This window comes from Sulfurirhabdus autotrophica, assembly GCF_004346685.1.
In the GTDB taxonomy this organism is placed as follows: domain Bacteria; phylum Pseudomonadota; class Gammaproteobacteria; order Burkholderiales; family SMCO01; genus Sulfurirhabdus; species Sulfurirhabdus autotrophica.
In genome coordinates this window covers 20,346-36,067 of record NZ_SMCO01000003.1, presented here as the reverse complement: position 1 = coordinate 36,067, position 15,722 = coordinate 20,346, and the positions used below count along the sequence as shown (strand labels likewise).

At 46.0% G+C, this 15,722-nt stretch carries 13 protein-coding genes; 5 read left to right on the top strand and 8 right to left on the bottom strand.

All coding sequences use genetic code 11. From position 1 onward, the window contains the following. Window positions 1-8 precede the first annotated feature (8 nt). Window positions 9-446, top strand: a complete 438-nt coding sequence (locus EDC63_RS05455; RefSeq protein ID WP_124946000.1) for an FKBP-type peptidyl-prolyl cis-trans isomerase — start codon at window positions 9-11, stop codon at window positions 444-446. Window positions 447-561: 115 nt separating this feature from the next. Next, complete coding sequence (ispH, locus tag EDC63_RS05450; protein WP_124946001.1) at window positions 562-1,491, top strand: 4-hydroxy-3-methylbut-2-enyl diphosphate reductase; 930 nt, start codon at window positions 562-564, stop codon at window positions 1,489-1,491. 112 nt (window positions 1,492-1,603) lie between these two features. Here the strand turns inward: ispH and EDC63_RS05445 are convergent, their stop codons facing one another. The 6 genes from EDC63_RS05445 to EDC63_RS05420 are packed head-to-tail and all read right to left on the bottom strand — an operon-like array spanning window position 1,604 to window position 8,858. Beyond that, a complete protein-coding gene (locus EDC63_RS05445; protein WP_124946002.1) occupies window positions 1,604-5,791 on the bottom strand; it encodes a pilus assembly protein in 4,188 nt (1,395 codons plus the stop codon). Window positions 5,792-5,800: 9 nt separating this feature from the next. Beyond that, window positions 5,801-6,415 (bottom strand): pilus assembly PilX family protein, encoded by a 615-nt coding sequence (locus EDC63_RS05440; protein WP_124946003.1) that lies wholly within the window; start codon window positions 6,413-6,415, stop codon window positions 5,801-5,803. Then, window positions 6,412-7,461, bottom strand: a complete 1,050-nt coding sequence (locus EDC63_RS05435) for a PilW family protein (RefSeq protein ID WP_124946004.1) — start codon at window positions 7,459-7,461, stop codon at window positions 6,412-6,414. Before EDC63_RS05435 ends, EDC63_RS05440 begins: the two co-directional genes overlap by 4 nt. Before the next feature lie 4 nt (window positions 7,462-7,465). Continuing rightward, window positions 7,466-7,861, bottom strand: coding sequence for a type IV pilus modification protein PilV (gene pilV, locus EDC63_RS05430; protein WP_124946005.1), 396 nt, complete (start codon window positions 7,859-7,861; stop codon window positions 7,466-7,468). 11 nt (window positions 7,862-7,872) lie between these two features. Then, window positions 7,873-8,400: a GspH/FimT family pseudopilin gene (locus tag EDC63_RS05425; RefSeq protein WP_165922918.1), complete on the bottom strand. Its 528-nt coding sequence runs from the start codon at window positions 8,398-8,400 to the stop codon at window positions 7,873-7,875. Further along, window positions 8,394-8,858, bottom strand: coding sequence for a type IV pilin protein (locus EDC63_RS05420; RefSeq protein WP_124946007.1), 465 nt, complete (start codon window positions 8,856-8,858; stop codon window positions 8,394-8,396). The genes EDC63_RS05425 and EDC63_RS05420 overlap by 7 nt, the downstream gene beginning before the upstream one ends. Window positions 8,859-8,980: 122 nt before the next feature. On the opposite strand from EDC63_RS05420, the gene thiO reads away from it, so the two are divergent. The 3 genes from thiO to EDC63_RS05405 all read left to right on the top strand — a co-directional run bounded on the left by thiO (window position 8,981) and on the right by EDC63_RS05405 (window position 12,456). Beyond that, complete coding sequence (gene thiO, locus EDC63_RS05415; protein ID WP_124946008.1) at window positions 8,981-10,060, top strand: glycine oxidase ThiO; 1,080 nt, start codon at window positions 8,981-8,983, stop codon at window positions 10,058-10,060. 127 nt (window positions 10,061-10,187) lie between these two features. After that, window positions 10,188-10,610: a Fur family transcriptional regulator gene (locus tag EDC63_RS05410; RefSeq protein ID WP_124946009.1), complete on the top strand. Its 423-nt coding sequence runs from the start codon at window positions 10,188-10,190 to the stop codon at window positions 10,608-10,610. 175 nt (window positions 10,611-10,785) lie between these two features. Next, window positions 10,786-12,456: a hypothetical protein gene (locus EDC63_RS05405; RefSeq protein WP_124946010.1), complete on the top strand. Its 1,671-nt coding sequence runs from the start codon at window positions 10,786-10,788 to the stop codon at window positions 12,454-12,456. A gap of 36 nt (window positions 12,457-12,492) precedes the next feature. Here EDC63_RS05405 and EDC63_RS05400 read toward each other — a convergent pair whose 3' ends face one another. After that, on the bottom strand, window positions 12,493-14,979 hold the full coding sequence (locus EDC63_RS05400; protein ID WP_124946011.1) for a glycogen/starch/alpha-glucan phosphorylase: 2,487 nt from the start codon (window positions 14,977-14,979) through the stop codon (window positions 12,493-12,495). A 203-nt stretch (window positions 14,980-15,182) separates the two neighbouring features. Then, on the bottom strand, window positions 15,183-15,692 hold the full coding sequence (locus EDC63_RS05395) for a DsrE family protein (protein ID WP_124946012.1): 510 nt from the start codon (window positions 15,690-15,692) through the stop codon (window positions 15,183-15,185). Between the last annotated feature and the right edge of the window lie 30 nt (window positions 15,693-15,722).

Here is a 15,722-nt window from a genome sequence, read left to right as displayed (position 1 = left end):
TTCTAAAGATGGAAAATATTAAAACCGTAAAGCTTGGCGATACTGTGCTGATGCAATATAAAATCAGCGCAGTAAATGGAACTGAATTTGAAAATTCATTTGGTGCTGAACCCTTGCAATTGACAATTGGCAATGGAGATATCCCTGCAAATCTGGAGCAATGGCTGATAGGTATTGAAACAGGTGAGCGGTATGTTTTTCAGCTTGAATCGCAGCAGGCTTTTGGTGAGAGTGATTCGTCGCTAATACAACAAATCCCATTAGACATGTTTCCAGAAGATATGCCTGCAGAAATTGGAAGCTTGATTGAATTTGGCATGCCGAATGGTACGGTTATGGCTGGTGAGGTAAAGAGTAAAAACCAAGAAGTTGCTACTGTTGATTTTAATCACCCCTTAAGTGACTGCCCTGTTTTATTTGAAGTAGAAGTGTTGAAAGTTTTGTAGGGTTTACTGCTCTGCTCGTCGATATCTAGTTCTGCTTTAACTGTTTTTTTAAATATAAACCAACTATTATTACCCTTAATCATCCCTTCAACTTTGAAAATTAAGTTCTGAAACTATGCAAGTAATACTCGCCAACCCCCGTGGATTTTGTGCCGGCGTCGATCGTGCCATTGAAATTGTAGAACGTGCGCTTTCACTTTATGGTGCACCCATATATGTCCGCCATGAAGTCGTCCATAACAAATTTGTGGTGGAAGACCTGAAAAAGAAAGGCGCCATTTTCATTGAAGACCTGGCAGATGTACCGTCAGGTAATACCCTGATTTTTAGTGCACACGGCGTATCGCAAGCCGTTCGCAAGGAAGCTGAAGCAAGAGGGCTGAAAGTATTTGATGCGACATGCCCACTTGTAACCAAAGTGCATGTGGAAGTTTCTAAAATGAGAGCTTCCGGTAAAGAAATCATCATGATCGGGCACAAAGGACACCCTGAAGTGGAAGGCACCATGGGGCAGGCAGATGGCGGGATGTATCTGGTAGAAACCCCGGAAGATGTAGCGCAGTTGAAAGTCACTGATGAAACCAATCTTGCTTTTGTAACGCAAACCACGCTTTCAGTGGATGATGCCAATAAAGTCATTGATGCGCTTAAATCGCGCTTCCCTGGTATTGCCGGCCCTAAAAAGGATGATATCTGTTACGCAACCCAAAACCGGCAGGATGCTGTGAAGGTATTGGCAAAGGATTGTGATCTGGTGATTGTGGTGGGCTCGCCTAACAGCTCGAATTCCAACCGTTTGCGTGAAGTGGCAAAAAATCTTGGGGTAGAAGCCTACATGATTGATAATGCCAGCCAATTGAAAGCGGAATGGCTGCAGGATAAGCAGAAGGTGGGTATTACTGCTGGAGCTTCAGCACCGGAGATACTGGTGCAGGAAGTGATAGCTGCTTTGCAAAATTTGGGTGCGCTTGAGATAGAAGAGCTGAAAGGGATTGAAGAAAATACGGTGTTTCCCCTGCCTAAGGGTTTAGCAAGTCTTTCCTGATAAGTCTACTGTTTTTACTGTCACTTCTTACTTATAAGGTTAGATATTAAATTTGTGGTTTTAGTAAAAAAAGGGTGGCTAAGTAGCCACCCTTTTTTTACTTTGAAGCTTGTTATTGGATCAGCTCGCGCCAGATCACGCGTTTTTTCTGGAATCCGGCAGGAGTACCAGTGAAAGGCGGTTTAACAATTTTAGGTGTTGGGTCATCAGCAGTTACTTCACCTACCACCGGTTGTCCATTGATGTAAAAAACGTTAATACCCACAATTGGTGCATTTGCCCTGGTTGAAACCAGATTGGTAGGACTAACGGCTGAGCCAGTTTTAAAATTTAAGTAGTTAAGCCAACCGTAACCACCTGGCGCGCAGGTTGTGTTAGATGGTACGGTAGTCGGCAACAGCAATGTACCTAATACCAGTAATCCATCTACATGCTGACGTTCTCCGTTATCAGGAAGATCAGCATACCACCCCCTTCCAGTTGCGAAATCTACTGGGTTGGATGTTGCCGTGCGATTTGATCCAGACGTAGTAATCGTTTGTTGCACCATCTTGTTAGTGCCTGAAGTAAAGGTACGTGGATTGGTAAACGTTGCCGTCGCATTGTCATCCTTGATGGCATAAATTGATTGTGTCTGAAACTTACCTGCAGCTGGATCCCTATCAACACTGCTATCCGGATCCAGGTCACCAGTTTCAAGATATTTACCCGTTCCGATGTACACAACCCGTTTTCCGGAAATCAGACCTAACACTGGGCGTGTAGTAATGGCCTGAGGCATGGTAGCCGCAGCATCGCTATACAAGGTTGCAAAAAGGAATGGGTTGGTGCCTGATGCTGGTGCTGTATTGATATCAAAACGCCAGACATTGCCCAATAGGTCACCACCGTAGGTATAGCTGACGATGTTGTTTTTCTCAGCATTTTCTGCCCAAGCACTGATTTTACTTAGGCCGCTAGGTGTGGTGGCACTACCTACACTGGTAGGATAAGTGTCAATCACCGTGCCTGAGTTTGCATTCAGCACATAAAGAATGCCTTTGCCAGGATAGGTACCTGTGGTGTTGTTGTATCCGGATGTCAACATTACTACCCATGTTCCATTTGCCTTTTTGGTGACAATAGGGCTTCCGTAGGTATACCCCATGTCATTGGTAGGGTTGAATTCCCACAGTAAGGAAGGAGAGTTTGGGTTGGTGATGTCCAGAGCATAGTAGCCACGGCCACCTGAGCTTAGGCCTGCTACCAGAATAGTTTTCCAGACGGCGGTTGTAGCGTCAGTGCAGTTTGCCGTGCAGATATCAGAAATAAGGGGGCTGCCATTGGTAAAAAAGACATGGTTGCTCGCATAGTTGCTGTTTGCCAGCTTCCACATGTTCGGAATAACCAGAGAAGGTACATAAGCCCAGCGTTCCTGACCATTGGAAGCGTTAAAAGCATGTAGCATACCTTCGTTTGTACCCATATAAATCGTGCCAGAACGATTTATATTGGCTGTTTTGAAGGCAGTGTATCCGGGGTCGGTATAGCTAAAAGTAGGTTTGCCCACAAAAGCCGGTTTTGAGTCTATGGCATCACCCATCACAGCTTCGCGGAAACGAAACAGTCGGTTATCCGTAGTACCAACCAGATTGCCGGAACGGTTCTCATAACCAACCTGACCGCGCAGATAATTTACCAGATTGGCACCTGCTGCGGCTGTTTTTTGTGCAGAGGTAAATGACGACCATTGATACAGATTGCTGGAGAGGAAGCTCGTGTCAAAAGTTGAATTCAATCCTGCAGCGGTAAGGTTGGAATAGTTGAAACTAGCCAGTGAACCTGAGACATTCATATAGATTGTGCGAGTGTCACTTGTATCACTTACTTTGCTGGACATGGTGCCGGAGCAAGAAGTTGCAGCTTGCACCTTGCAATCCGTACCAGACAAGGTGCCTGAGCAAGTAGCGGTAGAAGAGTTAGGGGTTACGCAATAATAGACAGTGCCGGAGGTAGTTATTTCCTTCACAATCGAAGATGGTGAGGTGCAGGTAGTAGCGATGACATCTTCTGCACACCAGGTAGCATCTTTACTGACTTCACCCGTTGTAATATTAATGGTGCGGGCTTCCAGATTACCAATCCACTTTACAGTCGTGTAGCTGGCTACATAGGCAAAATTGTTACCTGCCACCGGGTTCAAAGTACTGGTGGCTGCAGCAGCGCCTGCACCCAGTTTAGCGGTAATGGAAGCCAGCGCTTTGGTAAAACCAGCCACAATTTCATCTGGCTGCTTGGCGCTGAAATAAACACCATGGCCGTTTACTGCAGCGTGCCACAGGTCATCAATCCTTTCTTCGTTTGCGTTGTTGATGGGGTCAGGCCAATTTACGCCAGCGTAACCATTGAGCAGGTTGTACCAATCCAGCGGCACCCCTGATGGTGCAGTGTAGGTAACGTTGGGTGTGCTGGTAAGGTCATCCTGTTTTACGCTGGTGTAATCAGTGTAAAAGGCCAAGGTGCCATCAGCGCCCAAACCCATGGTAAACGTAGTCATATGCTGTTGAGGATTGTTGTCTGTAGTGCTGACATATACGTTGTTTTCACAGACATCATGGGTATTACCAGATTCGTCTGGGCCACCAGTGCAATTACCGCGTGCAGTGGTGCGTAGATCGGTGTCATAGTAATATTTGGCAATATCAGCCAGTGTATCGGATGCAGCAACTCCTTCCCTCATAGGGCGGTCTACAGATGTGCCGCTATCCAGATTGCCTACATTGCCGTTATCCAGACTGAGAGTGCCAAATTCCGATCCTGTATTCCAGTAACCGTCAGTGGATAGAATGGCAAAGTTTTGTTGGCAGGAAAATTGCACAGGGTCTGGCGCAGAACTGGAAACTTTATGGGCAAACACTTTTCCGGCTTTGGCTAGTGCGCTACGCAGGGGAGTGGAGCCTGTTGGGTTGGCACCAAACAATTTAGTAAACCAATTGTATTTGTGGGTGGTTTCAAATTTATCGATGTGGAGAAATTCTGAGCTGTCTGCGGCACCCGTGTTGCTAATGGTGCTATAGCCAACGCGATAGCGGTTATCAATGTCCTTGAAAGCGCGGCTTACCGAGGTTTTCATGGACTGCATGCGGGTATGGTAATAGGCCCACCAGTTGGCATAATTGGTCATTTCTTCCGCATAGGTACAAGTCGTGCCAGAGCAGTCAGTGCGGCTTATTCCTTTGCTGGTGGTTCCCGGAAAAGGGTAGCTCGTGGTGCTGGATGTAATCGTTGTTAATGGGATTGATCCAGGTGTGCCACCGGAAAACGCAGAAGTAGCGTATGTAATAGAGCCGGAGCTAGTGATATTTGGTGTATAGGTATTCATACCCCCTGGTGGAGAGGTAATGGTGACTACTCGGCCTGACACGGTAGCGCTATAACCTGCCACGGTACAGTTTCCGCTGATGGCGCTGGTGCAGTTATTGATATTGCTGGCTATATAAGAGGCGACATCGTTTCTGTTGGTTGAAGCTGGGGAAGTAGTGCCGGAAAGTATTTGCTTTCCGTTAACTGTAATGCTGCTAACCGCTGAATTTGATGATGTGGGGTTATTCACAGTAATAGTAGTGGTTGATGGCATGCCAGCATAACGTGCATATTTGAATGTACCATTCTTGGTTGCCTGGCAAGTAGTCAGGGCCGTGGAGTTACACCAGCGTAAATTAGCTGCGTACGGGTATGAGGTGGATGTTGCTGAAGCGGTAGTACATGTTTTCAGATCAGGTGAAGTGCAATATTCACCCGCTACAAAGGTATAGTAAGAAGCATTGCCTTCCAGATTGCTGGTTGAAGTAGATTGAATGCCATAGGCATCATCTTTGACTTTTCTCCAGTTTGGCTTGGTGGATGAGTCAGCACCCGATGTGGTGTCCTGACCTCTTTGTGTCTGGTATGTTGCCGAAGTATTGACCGCTCCAGCCGAGTCATAGGCATAGTTGAGTGCGCCGTTGCTATCATATTTTACAGGCGGAGAATAACGTGTCCCCGGATTATAGGCTACACCGTTATATTCTGCGTTATTTCGCAACCAGGGAAGGCTGGAGTTCGCCCAATCCGGCAAGTAATTCCAATCCATACTGCCTGAATCATCCAGAATAAACAAAATATTAGGGAGTACCTTGGCGCCAGAGGTGGATTTGGTCAGTGGTTCTGTAGCCAGATTGACTGTGGCCGCAAAAGAATAAAGTGGCAGGGCCAGGCTGGCAGCAAGCGCCAGTTTTTGCCAGCGCAAAACTTTGGAGTAAGTGACTGATTTGTTTTTCATGGTTGTCTCCTAGTAGACGAATGCCTGGACGTAGCTGATGGTATTTCTCGGGCCGGTTACTCTGGCTGTTACGCGATACATGGGGCTGAGGGCAGATCCAACATTTGCACCTGCAAGGTCAGCCCCTTCAATTTGTCTTTGGTTATCAAGTGGCGTTTCTGCCCCAAACAGGCATGTCGTTGACGATGTGGGTCCAGTGCTGTTGCACATGCGCTCGATGATATAACGGGTAGTGTTTGCAGAACTATCTGTACCATAACCATTAATATCAATGCCGGTTGCAGCTACACTGACAGTCGCGCCCCATGTTGCGTCATTTGTAAAAACCTTACTACCAGAAGTGGCGTAATATCCCTGTGTTGCATCACCAGCTTCGAGCACTGAGTTGCTTTGCAGGCTAATCCATGAAACAGCCGTTTCCAGTCCGCTGTCACCAGAAGAGGTTGCGGCTTGTTTGAACGCAAGATTGCCGGAAATAATGGTGCTGGTATCAACTGAGCGCATCAGGGCAATGCCGGCAAGAGTCATGGCTACCAGTGCAATAAGAGCGATAAAGAGCACTACCCCGCGTTGCTGTTCGGGAAGAGCGGGTTGTATGGCAAATGTATTGTAATTGGCGTTCATAGTTTATCCCATGACCAGATCATGTTGCGAATTGGAATAATAGTGTCAAAAACCTTGTAGCGATAACGTTGCCAGTTAGGGATGGCGCTCACATCTATCGTTGGAGCGGGAGACCCAGCCGTACCCCCCCAAGCGCATAAACCTGTAGGTGATGCTGCCGTGGTAGAAGAGCATGTGTTGGTTACAGGGGCCTTTTCCAGCAGGTTGTTTCTGGCAACAACCGCTACTCGAATGGCTTTGATGCGATTGCGGTCTGCTGTAGAAGGAGCCGCCCAAGTTCCTGTGGCGTTTACCCACGCAGTAATTATATTGCTGTTGGGAGCCGCAGAAATTCCGTATTGCGCTTGGATATTTACGATATCTGCCACGCTGGAGAAACCAGCTCTTTGTAACTCATTACTGCTAACAGCATAAGTGATCGTATTCCAGACTCCCAGGCAGGAAAGGCTGGAAGTGGTAGGTATAACGCCACTAATGGCTGTTGCCAGATTGACATGGGTGGTGTCTGGTGTGCCAGAAGGTACCGGGGGAATGGCAATGTCTGTTGGGCCTGAGACGGTTGATAAGGAACAACTCGAGCCAGTAACAACAAGTGCGGTATCGCCAACACGGCAACCCATATTGGTATCTACACCCATAATGTTACCTGAGAGACCTACAATTTTAACGGCAATACCACCGCTAGGCGCATCGCCGTAGCGAATGGTAATGGAGTCGCTGCCTGTGCCACCATCGGTAATGGAAATGGGTGAAATGTTTGTGCCTGCAGGGGAAAACGCCGTACATGCCAGAGGTGTGTTGTTCCCATCGAATACAGGGAGTCCAAACCCTGCCATGAGCGCTTCGCGCTGAATATTATATAGGGCGATTGCGCCATTTGTCTGAGCATCTGCCGTGCCAGTGGTGGTGCGTTTCTGACCTTCGAATACAGAAAAAACTTGCATGATAACCATTACTGCAAGCAGGCCAATGACCATACCTACCAGAATTTCTACCAAGGTAAAACCAGAATGGTATCTAATTGTGATTTTGTTGTTAAAGGGCATCTTTTTAGCCTCCGGCAATGCGGGCAGTGGTTTGATAATTATGTGTTCCAGACTGCCCCGGCTGTGCCCAGGTAACTGTAACGGTGACCTGGGTGGCACTATTTAACACAACTGTGCGTGTGCCACTTGGCAGCAAGTTTGAAATATCTGTATTCGTTTCAACAAAACCACCCAGATTTGTGGGGTTAGCCCACATATCCCCTAAACGCTTCTGGGCAATAAAGCTGGCTTCAGAACGGAATTTTGAATCAGTGGTGTTTTTGATCATGGCTGCTTGCATGCCTACGACGGCAAGAATGCCCATGGAAAAAATCAGCATTGCAATCAGCGCTTCCAGCAATACAACACCCTGCTGAGAAGTGGCAAAAGTGGCAGGAAGTTTCGGTTTGCGATTCTTCATTACTGTTTTCCTTAAGGGCATTTACGAGGGTCGCTTGAAGGGAGTGAGGTGCTTGGATCGCACATTTTAACCGTCCCCCCTCCGCCAACTATCAATATACGTAGTGGGCGGTTACCTTGAGGGGTGGATACGTCCATTTGGGTAAGACCTGCGGATGCTATGGCGCCAAAACTGTTGAAAGTGATACTGGTTGCCGTGCTGGGTAAAGGGGTAACCACAACTGCTGTTGTTGAGCCTTCAGTTGATGACCGTGATTGTAAAATTGCAGGGCAGTTGGCTGTTGCTGTCGCGCAGCCAACAGTCCAGCCTGATCCAGGCCCAAGTGTAAATGTGACGGATGCGTTGCGCCGAACTGCTTCTGCTCGGGATAGCTGTAACCCGTTTTGCAGAGATTCGGCTACGTTGCGTACTTTTGTATTCTGTATCCAGCTTTGGTAAGAGGGTAGGGCAATGCCGATAAGAAGAGCGAAGACCGCAATCGCGATCATCAGCTCTATTAGCGTCATTCCTTTTTGTATGGTGCGTGAATCGCTTAGCACGATCCGTCCTTCCTTCTGACCCAGCAAGTAGCACCTGTGCCAGACCATCCACTGCCCACAGTTGAAGTGCCCTGAACATTAGCATCATTAATAGTATAAACAAAGCCACCAGTACCTTGAGCAGCTACGCCAGTAGCTACTACGCTAAACGCAGTCGTACTTAGAGTAGGGCAAGAGAAAACAAAATACTTGCCGGTTGGCAATGGAACTGATGTGCCAGTTGCACATGCACCCGCGTAACTTCGATTGTCCTGATAATACTGTTCAAGTTTTACTCGGGTGTCGGCTAAGGTAGCAAAAGCTTCAGTCAACTTTCCTCGTAATACATAACCATTGTAGGCCGGCATTGCAATGGCAGAGAGTATGCCTATAATGGCGACAACGACCATCACTTCAATTAAAGTGAATCCTGAATATTGCCTGTGAAAACTAAAGGTATCTTTACAGTTTTGGATCATTTCAGTGTCCGCTCCTTTTTTATGATTTTCATATTAAATAAAAAGTGTAAATTAAGCTAATCACATCCGATGGGCGGTCAATTTGTTAGAATGAGTGGTAAAAGCTTAACAGGAAGGTGTTTTTGAACTTGGATTTCATTATTGTTGGTGGTGGGGTTATTGGTTGTGCTACTGCGCTAGAGATGGCTTTGCAAGGGGCGCGCGTAACAATGCTGGATCGTGGGCTGGTGGGCAGTGAGTCATCATGGGCAGGTGGAGGCATTTTGTCTCCTTTGTTGCCGTGGGATTATTTGCCGCCCGTGACTCGGCTTACACAATGGAGTACTTCTCTTTACTTGAACTGGGTCTCTGAGTTGCTTGGTTCAACGGGCGTGGATCCTGAATTTGCTGAGAGTGGTATGCTGGTTTTGCCGCCATTTGATGCAGAGAAAGCACGAAATTGGTGCCGGGATAACGACTGGGAAGCTTCCCGGGTAGCAACGCAATCAGTGATGCCTGTGCTAACTCAACATAGTAATTCTCTATGGTTGCCCAAAGTGAATCAGGTGCGAAACCCGCTCTTGATTAAGGCATTGGTAAAGCGCCTTGAAATGCTGGGTGTGGAGATCAGACCGTATACGCAAGTATCGGCAATTGAATATGATGGGAATAAGGTATCAGCAATGAAAGTTGCTGAAGAGAGCGTGTCTGCTTCTCAATACATTGTGGCTGGAGGCGCCTGGAGCAGGGAGTTGTTTGGCTCAAAAAGCGGAGCTCTAAATATTAAGCCTATACGGGGTCAAATGCTATTGTTTAAGCTCGAACCAAGTGCACTTTCTCATATTGTATTGCAGAGTGGCGTTTATTTGATTCCACGTAGGGACGGTCACATTCTGGTTGGAAGTACACTCGAAGATGTGGGTTTTGATAAATCCACAACCGAAGAAGCGGCAAAGCAACTTCATGCAGCAGCGGCACGTATTTTTCCTCGTTTAAAGAATGAGAACCCAGTGAAGCACTGGGCCGGGTTGCGGCCCGGTTCGCCTGATAACATCCCGATCATTGCCCGGCATCCTGATATTGAAAACCTGTATGTGAATAGCGGCCATTTTCGTTATGGCGTCACTATGGCACCGGGAAGCGCTAAGATACTGAGTAATTTGATTTTTGATCAGCCTCAGCCATTTGATGTTTCACCCTATGGCTGGCCATCTGAAACGTAGGTATAGCTTGGAAAAAGTCATTGTTTTTACGATTTATTTAGCGAAATTGTAACTGTTTTATAAAAATTAGACATTGTCTAAGTAATATATTAATATCAAACTGTTATTATCGTTACGATCTTTCTTTATGCAGCAATATACCCGCGACAACATGGCTGAGCTTTTGCGTAGCCACAGTATTAATCCGACTCATCAGCGGATTGAGATCGCTTTTGCACTTTTTTCTCGGCAAGAGCATTTGTCTGCGGATCAGATTATGTCGTTGGTGAATACCCGTTTTAGTGAAACTTCGAAAGCGACGGTCTATAACACGCTTAATTTGTTTGTTGAAAAGAAACTGGTGCGTGAGGTGATTGTTGACCCCAGTAAGGTGTTTTATGACCCGAACACGCAGGAACACCATCATATCTACAATGTTGTTAGCGGTGAATTAACGGATATTGATGTGTCTGCCATTTCCATCGGAAGTTTGCCTAATTTACCAGAGGGTTTGGTGACAGAGGGAATCGATGTCATTGTCCGAGTACGTCCTCAGAACATCTTAAGTTAAGTGTAACTTCTGAAGCATTACTTGTTGTGATGCAGTTATCACGACATATCAGGTTGGTAATGCATCATTCCCTTTTTCTTCTAAGGGATATTCAAGCTATAATCAACAAGATATTAATAAGTGTTATTTATCGTCACTATAGTGTGACGGTGACAACAGCGATAGTGCGGATTCGATGATGATGTTCAATTTCAAGAAATTTTTTGGTGAGAAAGACGAAAGTCCGCTTGCCAATGTGGAAGAAGTTACACGTATTCTGGATTACCTTCCAGTCACAGATCCTGTCCAGTCGTTGCAAGAACTGACTCATTGGCTCAATCAGCTCGCAACCAAAGAAAATTTCAAGTTAAAAAAGCGTATTCAACTGGCTGAACGTTTTGATCAGTCGGCTCAACAACATGTACGTAAACTGCTGGTTGAGTATATTAAAACCCCCAGAATGAATAAAGCGCGCGATGAAACTATCTGGAATACATGTAAACAGTTTGAATCGGCGGTAAATCTTGCGGATTTTCGCTGTCTTGCTGATTACCAAAAAGATGCCGAGGGCGTCAGCGCAGAAGAAATTGCCTTGTTAGCTGTCAGGGCTATGCGCGCGCTGACGATGCAGGTACATTGGTTGCATTTACGTTATCAGTCCCTCCCGGAAGATTTCTGGGACAAGATTTATGCCATCTTTAATGTGTCTGAACAGTATGGTTTTAGCCGGCTGGCTGTTTCGCTGAATGCTTACGCTAAAGTAGAAACAAGCGTCTTGGTGGAAATGCTGAAAATTCTGATGATGGAGGTTTCGTCCCCGGATCAGCTAACTAAATCCCAGATAGAGATTGCCAGACTGTTGATTGAAGACTATGCCACTTCCTTCGTATGGGAGGATTTGCCGGCGGGTGGTACGGTTTTTCACATGGATTTTGCCTCTCGCAATCCGCCTCTCCGTTTAAGCCAAATGACGCAATCGCATTTTATGACCCGCTGCTTTGGTCCCGGAAAAATAGTCAGCTCTATGGTGATTGCGTTGAAACAGCTTGAGTCTGGTGCTATTCCAAAGGGGTTCGATATTCAGCGCTTTAGGGATTTTGAACGGGAAGACCTTTTAGAGGTGCTTTTGCATCTTTCACAGGCTTGGGGTAAAGCTAAGTCAAAGTCTCAGGAAGAACTTGCTCTTGACAATAAGCGTGATTCACAACGCAAGAAGGCTTTTTCTTATCTGGATGTGATTCACGGATTAGGGAATATACATAAGAAACTGCACAGTCTCTCAGACGTTTTTAATAACGCACATGCTGAAAACGATATTAATCAATTGATGCAAAAAAATATTGATGCTTCCATTCAGGTTGAAAGCTGGGTGGTAGAAAATGTCAGTAAAAGAGGTTATGGGTTGACCATTCCTTCTCTTAAACAGGACTGGGTTCAGGGGTCGGTCGTGTTAGCGGTGAAACTTTCAGAGTCACCTTGGGCAATCGGCGTTATTCGGCGTATTGAAGTAGATAAAAAGGCTGATACGCGCGTAGGAATTTCTGTTTTGTCTCTCCAGCCTGTTGCAGTCAGATTGCGCCCGGTTATTACTGATTCGACTGTTTGGGAATCTAAAGAACATACATCCTCAGCTCAAAATATTGATGCGTTGTTATTGAAAGCGGAGCCTCCAACTGAGAGTGTTGATACCCTGCTCGTTGAGATGAATTCGTATCATCTGCATAGAATTTATGAGCTTATAACGAGCGAGGGAACCCGGCTAATACGTCTGGATTTTTGCGAAGAAAATTTCAAACGATTGGATCGCGTTGCTTTTTCTGAGGTAAAAAAAGAAGATCTCAAAAAAAGTGCGTCCCTGTATCGCTGAAGGTAGCCTCATAATTTTGCGGCAGCTAAGTTAGTCCTAGCCTTTTTGCGGACCTGCTGTTTTAATCCCCCATATTTCTGAAGCATATTGCTGTATGGTACGGTCGCTGGAAAATTTTCCCATATTGGCGATGTTGATAATTGTTTTGCGTGACCATTCATCAGTATCGCGATAGAGCACGTCAACGTTTTGCTGGCAGGAAATATAAGCGTCATAGTCAGCCAGCAGTAAATAATGGTCGCCATGGGTGGTGAGGTTGTCCATTATCGGCCGGAAACGACTGGGTTCTTCTGGTGAAAAAAAGCCATTACTGATCATATCGAGTACGGCTTTTAATTCATGATTTCCATGATAATAATCCCAAGGCTGGTAGCCTTGGTTATATCGCTCTGCAACTTCCTCCGTATTCAGGCCGAATATAAAGATATTATCTTTTCCCACTTCTTCACAGATTTCAACATTGGCGCCATCCATTGTGCCAATTGTGAGTGCGCCATTGAGTGCCAGCTTCATGTTGCTGGTTCCTGATGCCTCAGTGCCGGCAGTGGATATTTGTTCCGAAAGGTCTGCGGCCGGAATAATATCCAGAGCGGTGGAAACATCATAGTTGGGAATGAACACCACTTTAAGTAGCCCGCGCACAGCCGGGTCGTTGTTGATGATGTCTGCAACGTCGTTGATCAGTTTGATAATGAGCTTGGCCAGGGCATATCCCGGCGCCGCTTTGCCACCGAAAATAATGGTGCGAGGTACCATGTCACTATCGGGATTGTGGCGGATGCGATTGTAGCGAGTGATGATGTGTAATATATTGAGCAGCTGGCGCTTGTATTCGTGAATGCGCTTGATTTGCACATCGAATAAAGAATGCGGATTGACCTCAATGTCCATGTGCTGTTTTATAAGGCTGGCCAATCTGACCTTGTTTGCATGCTTTACTTCACGAAATTGTTTGCGGCACTTTGCATTATCTGCGAGTGGAATCAATTTTTTGAGTTGCGTAAGGTCAGTGACCCATTTGTCCCCGATGTGTGAATTAATGACCTTGGATAATAAGGGGTTGGCCTGTTGCAGCCAAAGCCGGGGTGTGACTCCATTGGTCATGTTGATGATACGATCTGGAAAGAATCGGTGAAAATCAACAAATATGGTGGTTTTCATTAATTCTGTATGAATTCTCGCCACGCCATTTACTTTATGGCTACCAACAAAAGCAAGATGTGCCATCCGTACCTTCTTTTCTCCCGTTTCATCAATGATTGACATGCGGCGCAGAAGATCACAATCGCCGGGATGTTGGTGCATAACGTCTTTCAGAAAACGGTGGTTTATCTCGTAAATAATTTGTAGGTGACGCGGTAATATTGTGCCAAACATCGATAGCGGCCAAGTTTCCAGGGCTTCAGGCATCAGAGTATGGTTGGTGTAGGAAAAAGTACGTTGAGTAATGCTCCAGGCTTTATTCCACCCCAAGTGATAAGTATCCAGAAGCAAACGCATCAATTCCGGAACGGCTATGGAAGGATGCGTGTCATTGAGCTGGATGGCGACCTTGTCAGGCAAGGTGTCAAAGGAGTTGTGATGTTTGTGGAAGCGGAAAATAATATCTTGCAGCGAGGCGCTGACAAAGAAATATTGTTGCTTGAGCCTCAGTTCTCGCCCCATTTCGGTGCTGTCGTCCGGGTATAAAACTTTGGAAAGATTCTCGGAGTCGTTTTTATCTTCGACGGCTTTAATGTAGTTGCCTTCGTTGAAATATTTCAGGTTAAAGTCACGGGAAGCCTTGGCTGACCATAGCCTCATGTTGTTGACCGTGCCATTGCGATAACCTGGTACAGGGGTGTCGTAAGCCATGGCCATGACTTCTTCTGCGTCTTCCCAATGATGCAGGGTGTTGCCTTTACTGTCTTTATAATCAACAACATGCCCATAAAAACTGACTGGGAAAAGCACTTCAGGCCTCGGGAATTCCCATGAGTTGCCATAACGTAACCAGTTATCAGGGTGCTCAACCTGCCTTCCATCTTCAATGCGCTGATGAAACATGCCATATTCGTAACGAATGCCGCAACCATACCCTGGGATGCCAATGCTAGCCATTGAGTCGAGGAAACAAGCTGCAAGCCGGCCTAGTCCGCCATTGCCAAGCGCTGCATCAGGTTCAAGTTCACGCAAATCTTCAATATCAAGGCCAAATTCTTCAAGAGATTTCACGCATTCATCGTAAAAACCAACGTTATTCAGGCTGTTTATGAGTACTCTGCCAATCAGAAACTCAAGGGAAAAGTAATAGACGCGCTTGGAATCCTCTTGGTAGTAACTGCGCATGGTCTCCATCCAGCGTTCGATAAGCCGATCGCGGACTGTGTAAGAGAGCGCATTAAACCAGTCTCGGTCAGTTGCAGTGCGAGGGTCTTTTCCGACAGAAAATGTAAGGCGGTTAGCGAGGGACTGTTTGATGGCGATGGCGTCAAGCCCAAGAGGTTCGGTGCTGAAAGAGGTGGTTTTGGTGGTTTTTTTCATGTGATTCCCCGGTTGGAATGACTTGTTATTGTGATCAGTTGAATATGATCGCTTAAGTTAAATCAAGCAAAAGACTAGAGTATAGACAAAACAGATTAAAATAGATGAATTAGTAAGATATGCCTGTTTGAAGTTTATAAAAAGTACGATGCTGACTGTTTCAGCGCTATAACAAGTGTTTGGAAAAAAGCAAAAGGACAAATTTAGCGTATTTCCTCAATTGAAAACCGTTTGTCCATAATGTTGGGAGCAATGAGCGCATATCCCTGATTTTGCCAGTGCGCTAATTCAGTCATGGCGGAAGGCACAATTTGAATGAAGTCCTGGAAGTCTTTGGGTTGATAATCATAATCCTTTGCGGCTAATCCACATACTTTGAATTCCACACCTAAGCTGGCGTAATAGCGCATTCTGTCTACAGCATCTTTATATTTAGGATAGTTTTTCTTGATTACGGTGACAATCTCAGTGCCGTGAATAACGACTTTGATATTGAGCGCTTCGGGGCTGAATGAATAGGGCTCTTCCCCTAGCGTATTGATCAGCGAACGCAGCCAATATAAAGCACTGTTGATTTTTTGAGGATGATCGAAATAAAAGTCATATAGCACTTTTTGGGGCTGGTAGGGGGTGTCGACTACTTTTCCCTCACCAAATGACAGACCAGGGGCCGTAATCAGAACGATCGTATAAAACAGTTTAGCTAGTGTCATCGCTTAACTCTCTTGCACGGAGTTCAAGTA

Bases quoted from the DNA above. Each gene is read 5' to 3' on its own strand.
- EDC63_RS05445 (WP_124946002.1), bottom strand. From the start codon at position 5,791: ATGAAAAACAAATCAGTCACTTACTCCAAAGTTTTGCGCTGGCAAAAA.
- EDC63_RS05405 (WP_124946010.1), top strand. From the start codon at position 10,786: ATGATGATGTTCAATTTCAAGAAATTTTTTGGTGAGAAAGACGAAAGT.
- EDC63_RS05455 (WP_124946000.1), top strand. From the start codon at position 9: ATGGAAAATATTAAAACCGTAAAGCTTGGCGATACTGTGCTGATGCAA.
- ispH (WP_124946001.1), top strand. From the start codon at position 562: ATGCAAGTAATACTCGCCAACCCCCGTGGATTTTGTGCCGGCGTCGAT.
- EDC63_RS05400 (WP_124946011.1), bottom strand. From the start codon at position 14,979: ATGAAAAAAACCACCAAAACCACCTCTTTCAGCACCGAACCTCTTGGG.
- EDC63_RS05420 (WP_124946007.1), bottom strand. From the start codon at position 8,858: ATGATCCAAAACTGTAAAGATACCTTTAGTTTTCACAGGCAATATTCA.
- EDC63_RS05435 (WP_124946004.1), bottom strand. From the start codon at position 7,461: ATGCCCTTTAACAACAAAATCACAATTAGATACCATTCTGGTTTTACC.
- EDC63_RS05395 (WP_124946012.1), bottom strand. From the start codon at position 15,692: ATGACACTAGCTAAACTGTTTTATACGATCGTTCTGATTACGGCCCCT.
- EDC63_RS05410 (WP_124946009.1), top strand. From the start codon at position 10,188: ATGCAGCAATATACCCGCGACAACATGGCTGAGCTTTTGCGTAGCCAC.
- EDC63_RS05440 (WP_124946003.1), bottom strand. From the start codon at position 6,415: ATGAACGCCAATTACAATACATTTGCCATACAACCCGCTCTTCCCGAA.
- pilV (WP_124946005.1), bottom strand. From the start codon at position 7,861: ATGAAGAATCGCAAACCGAAACTTCCTGCCACTTTTGCCACTTCTCAG.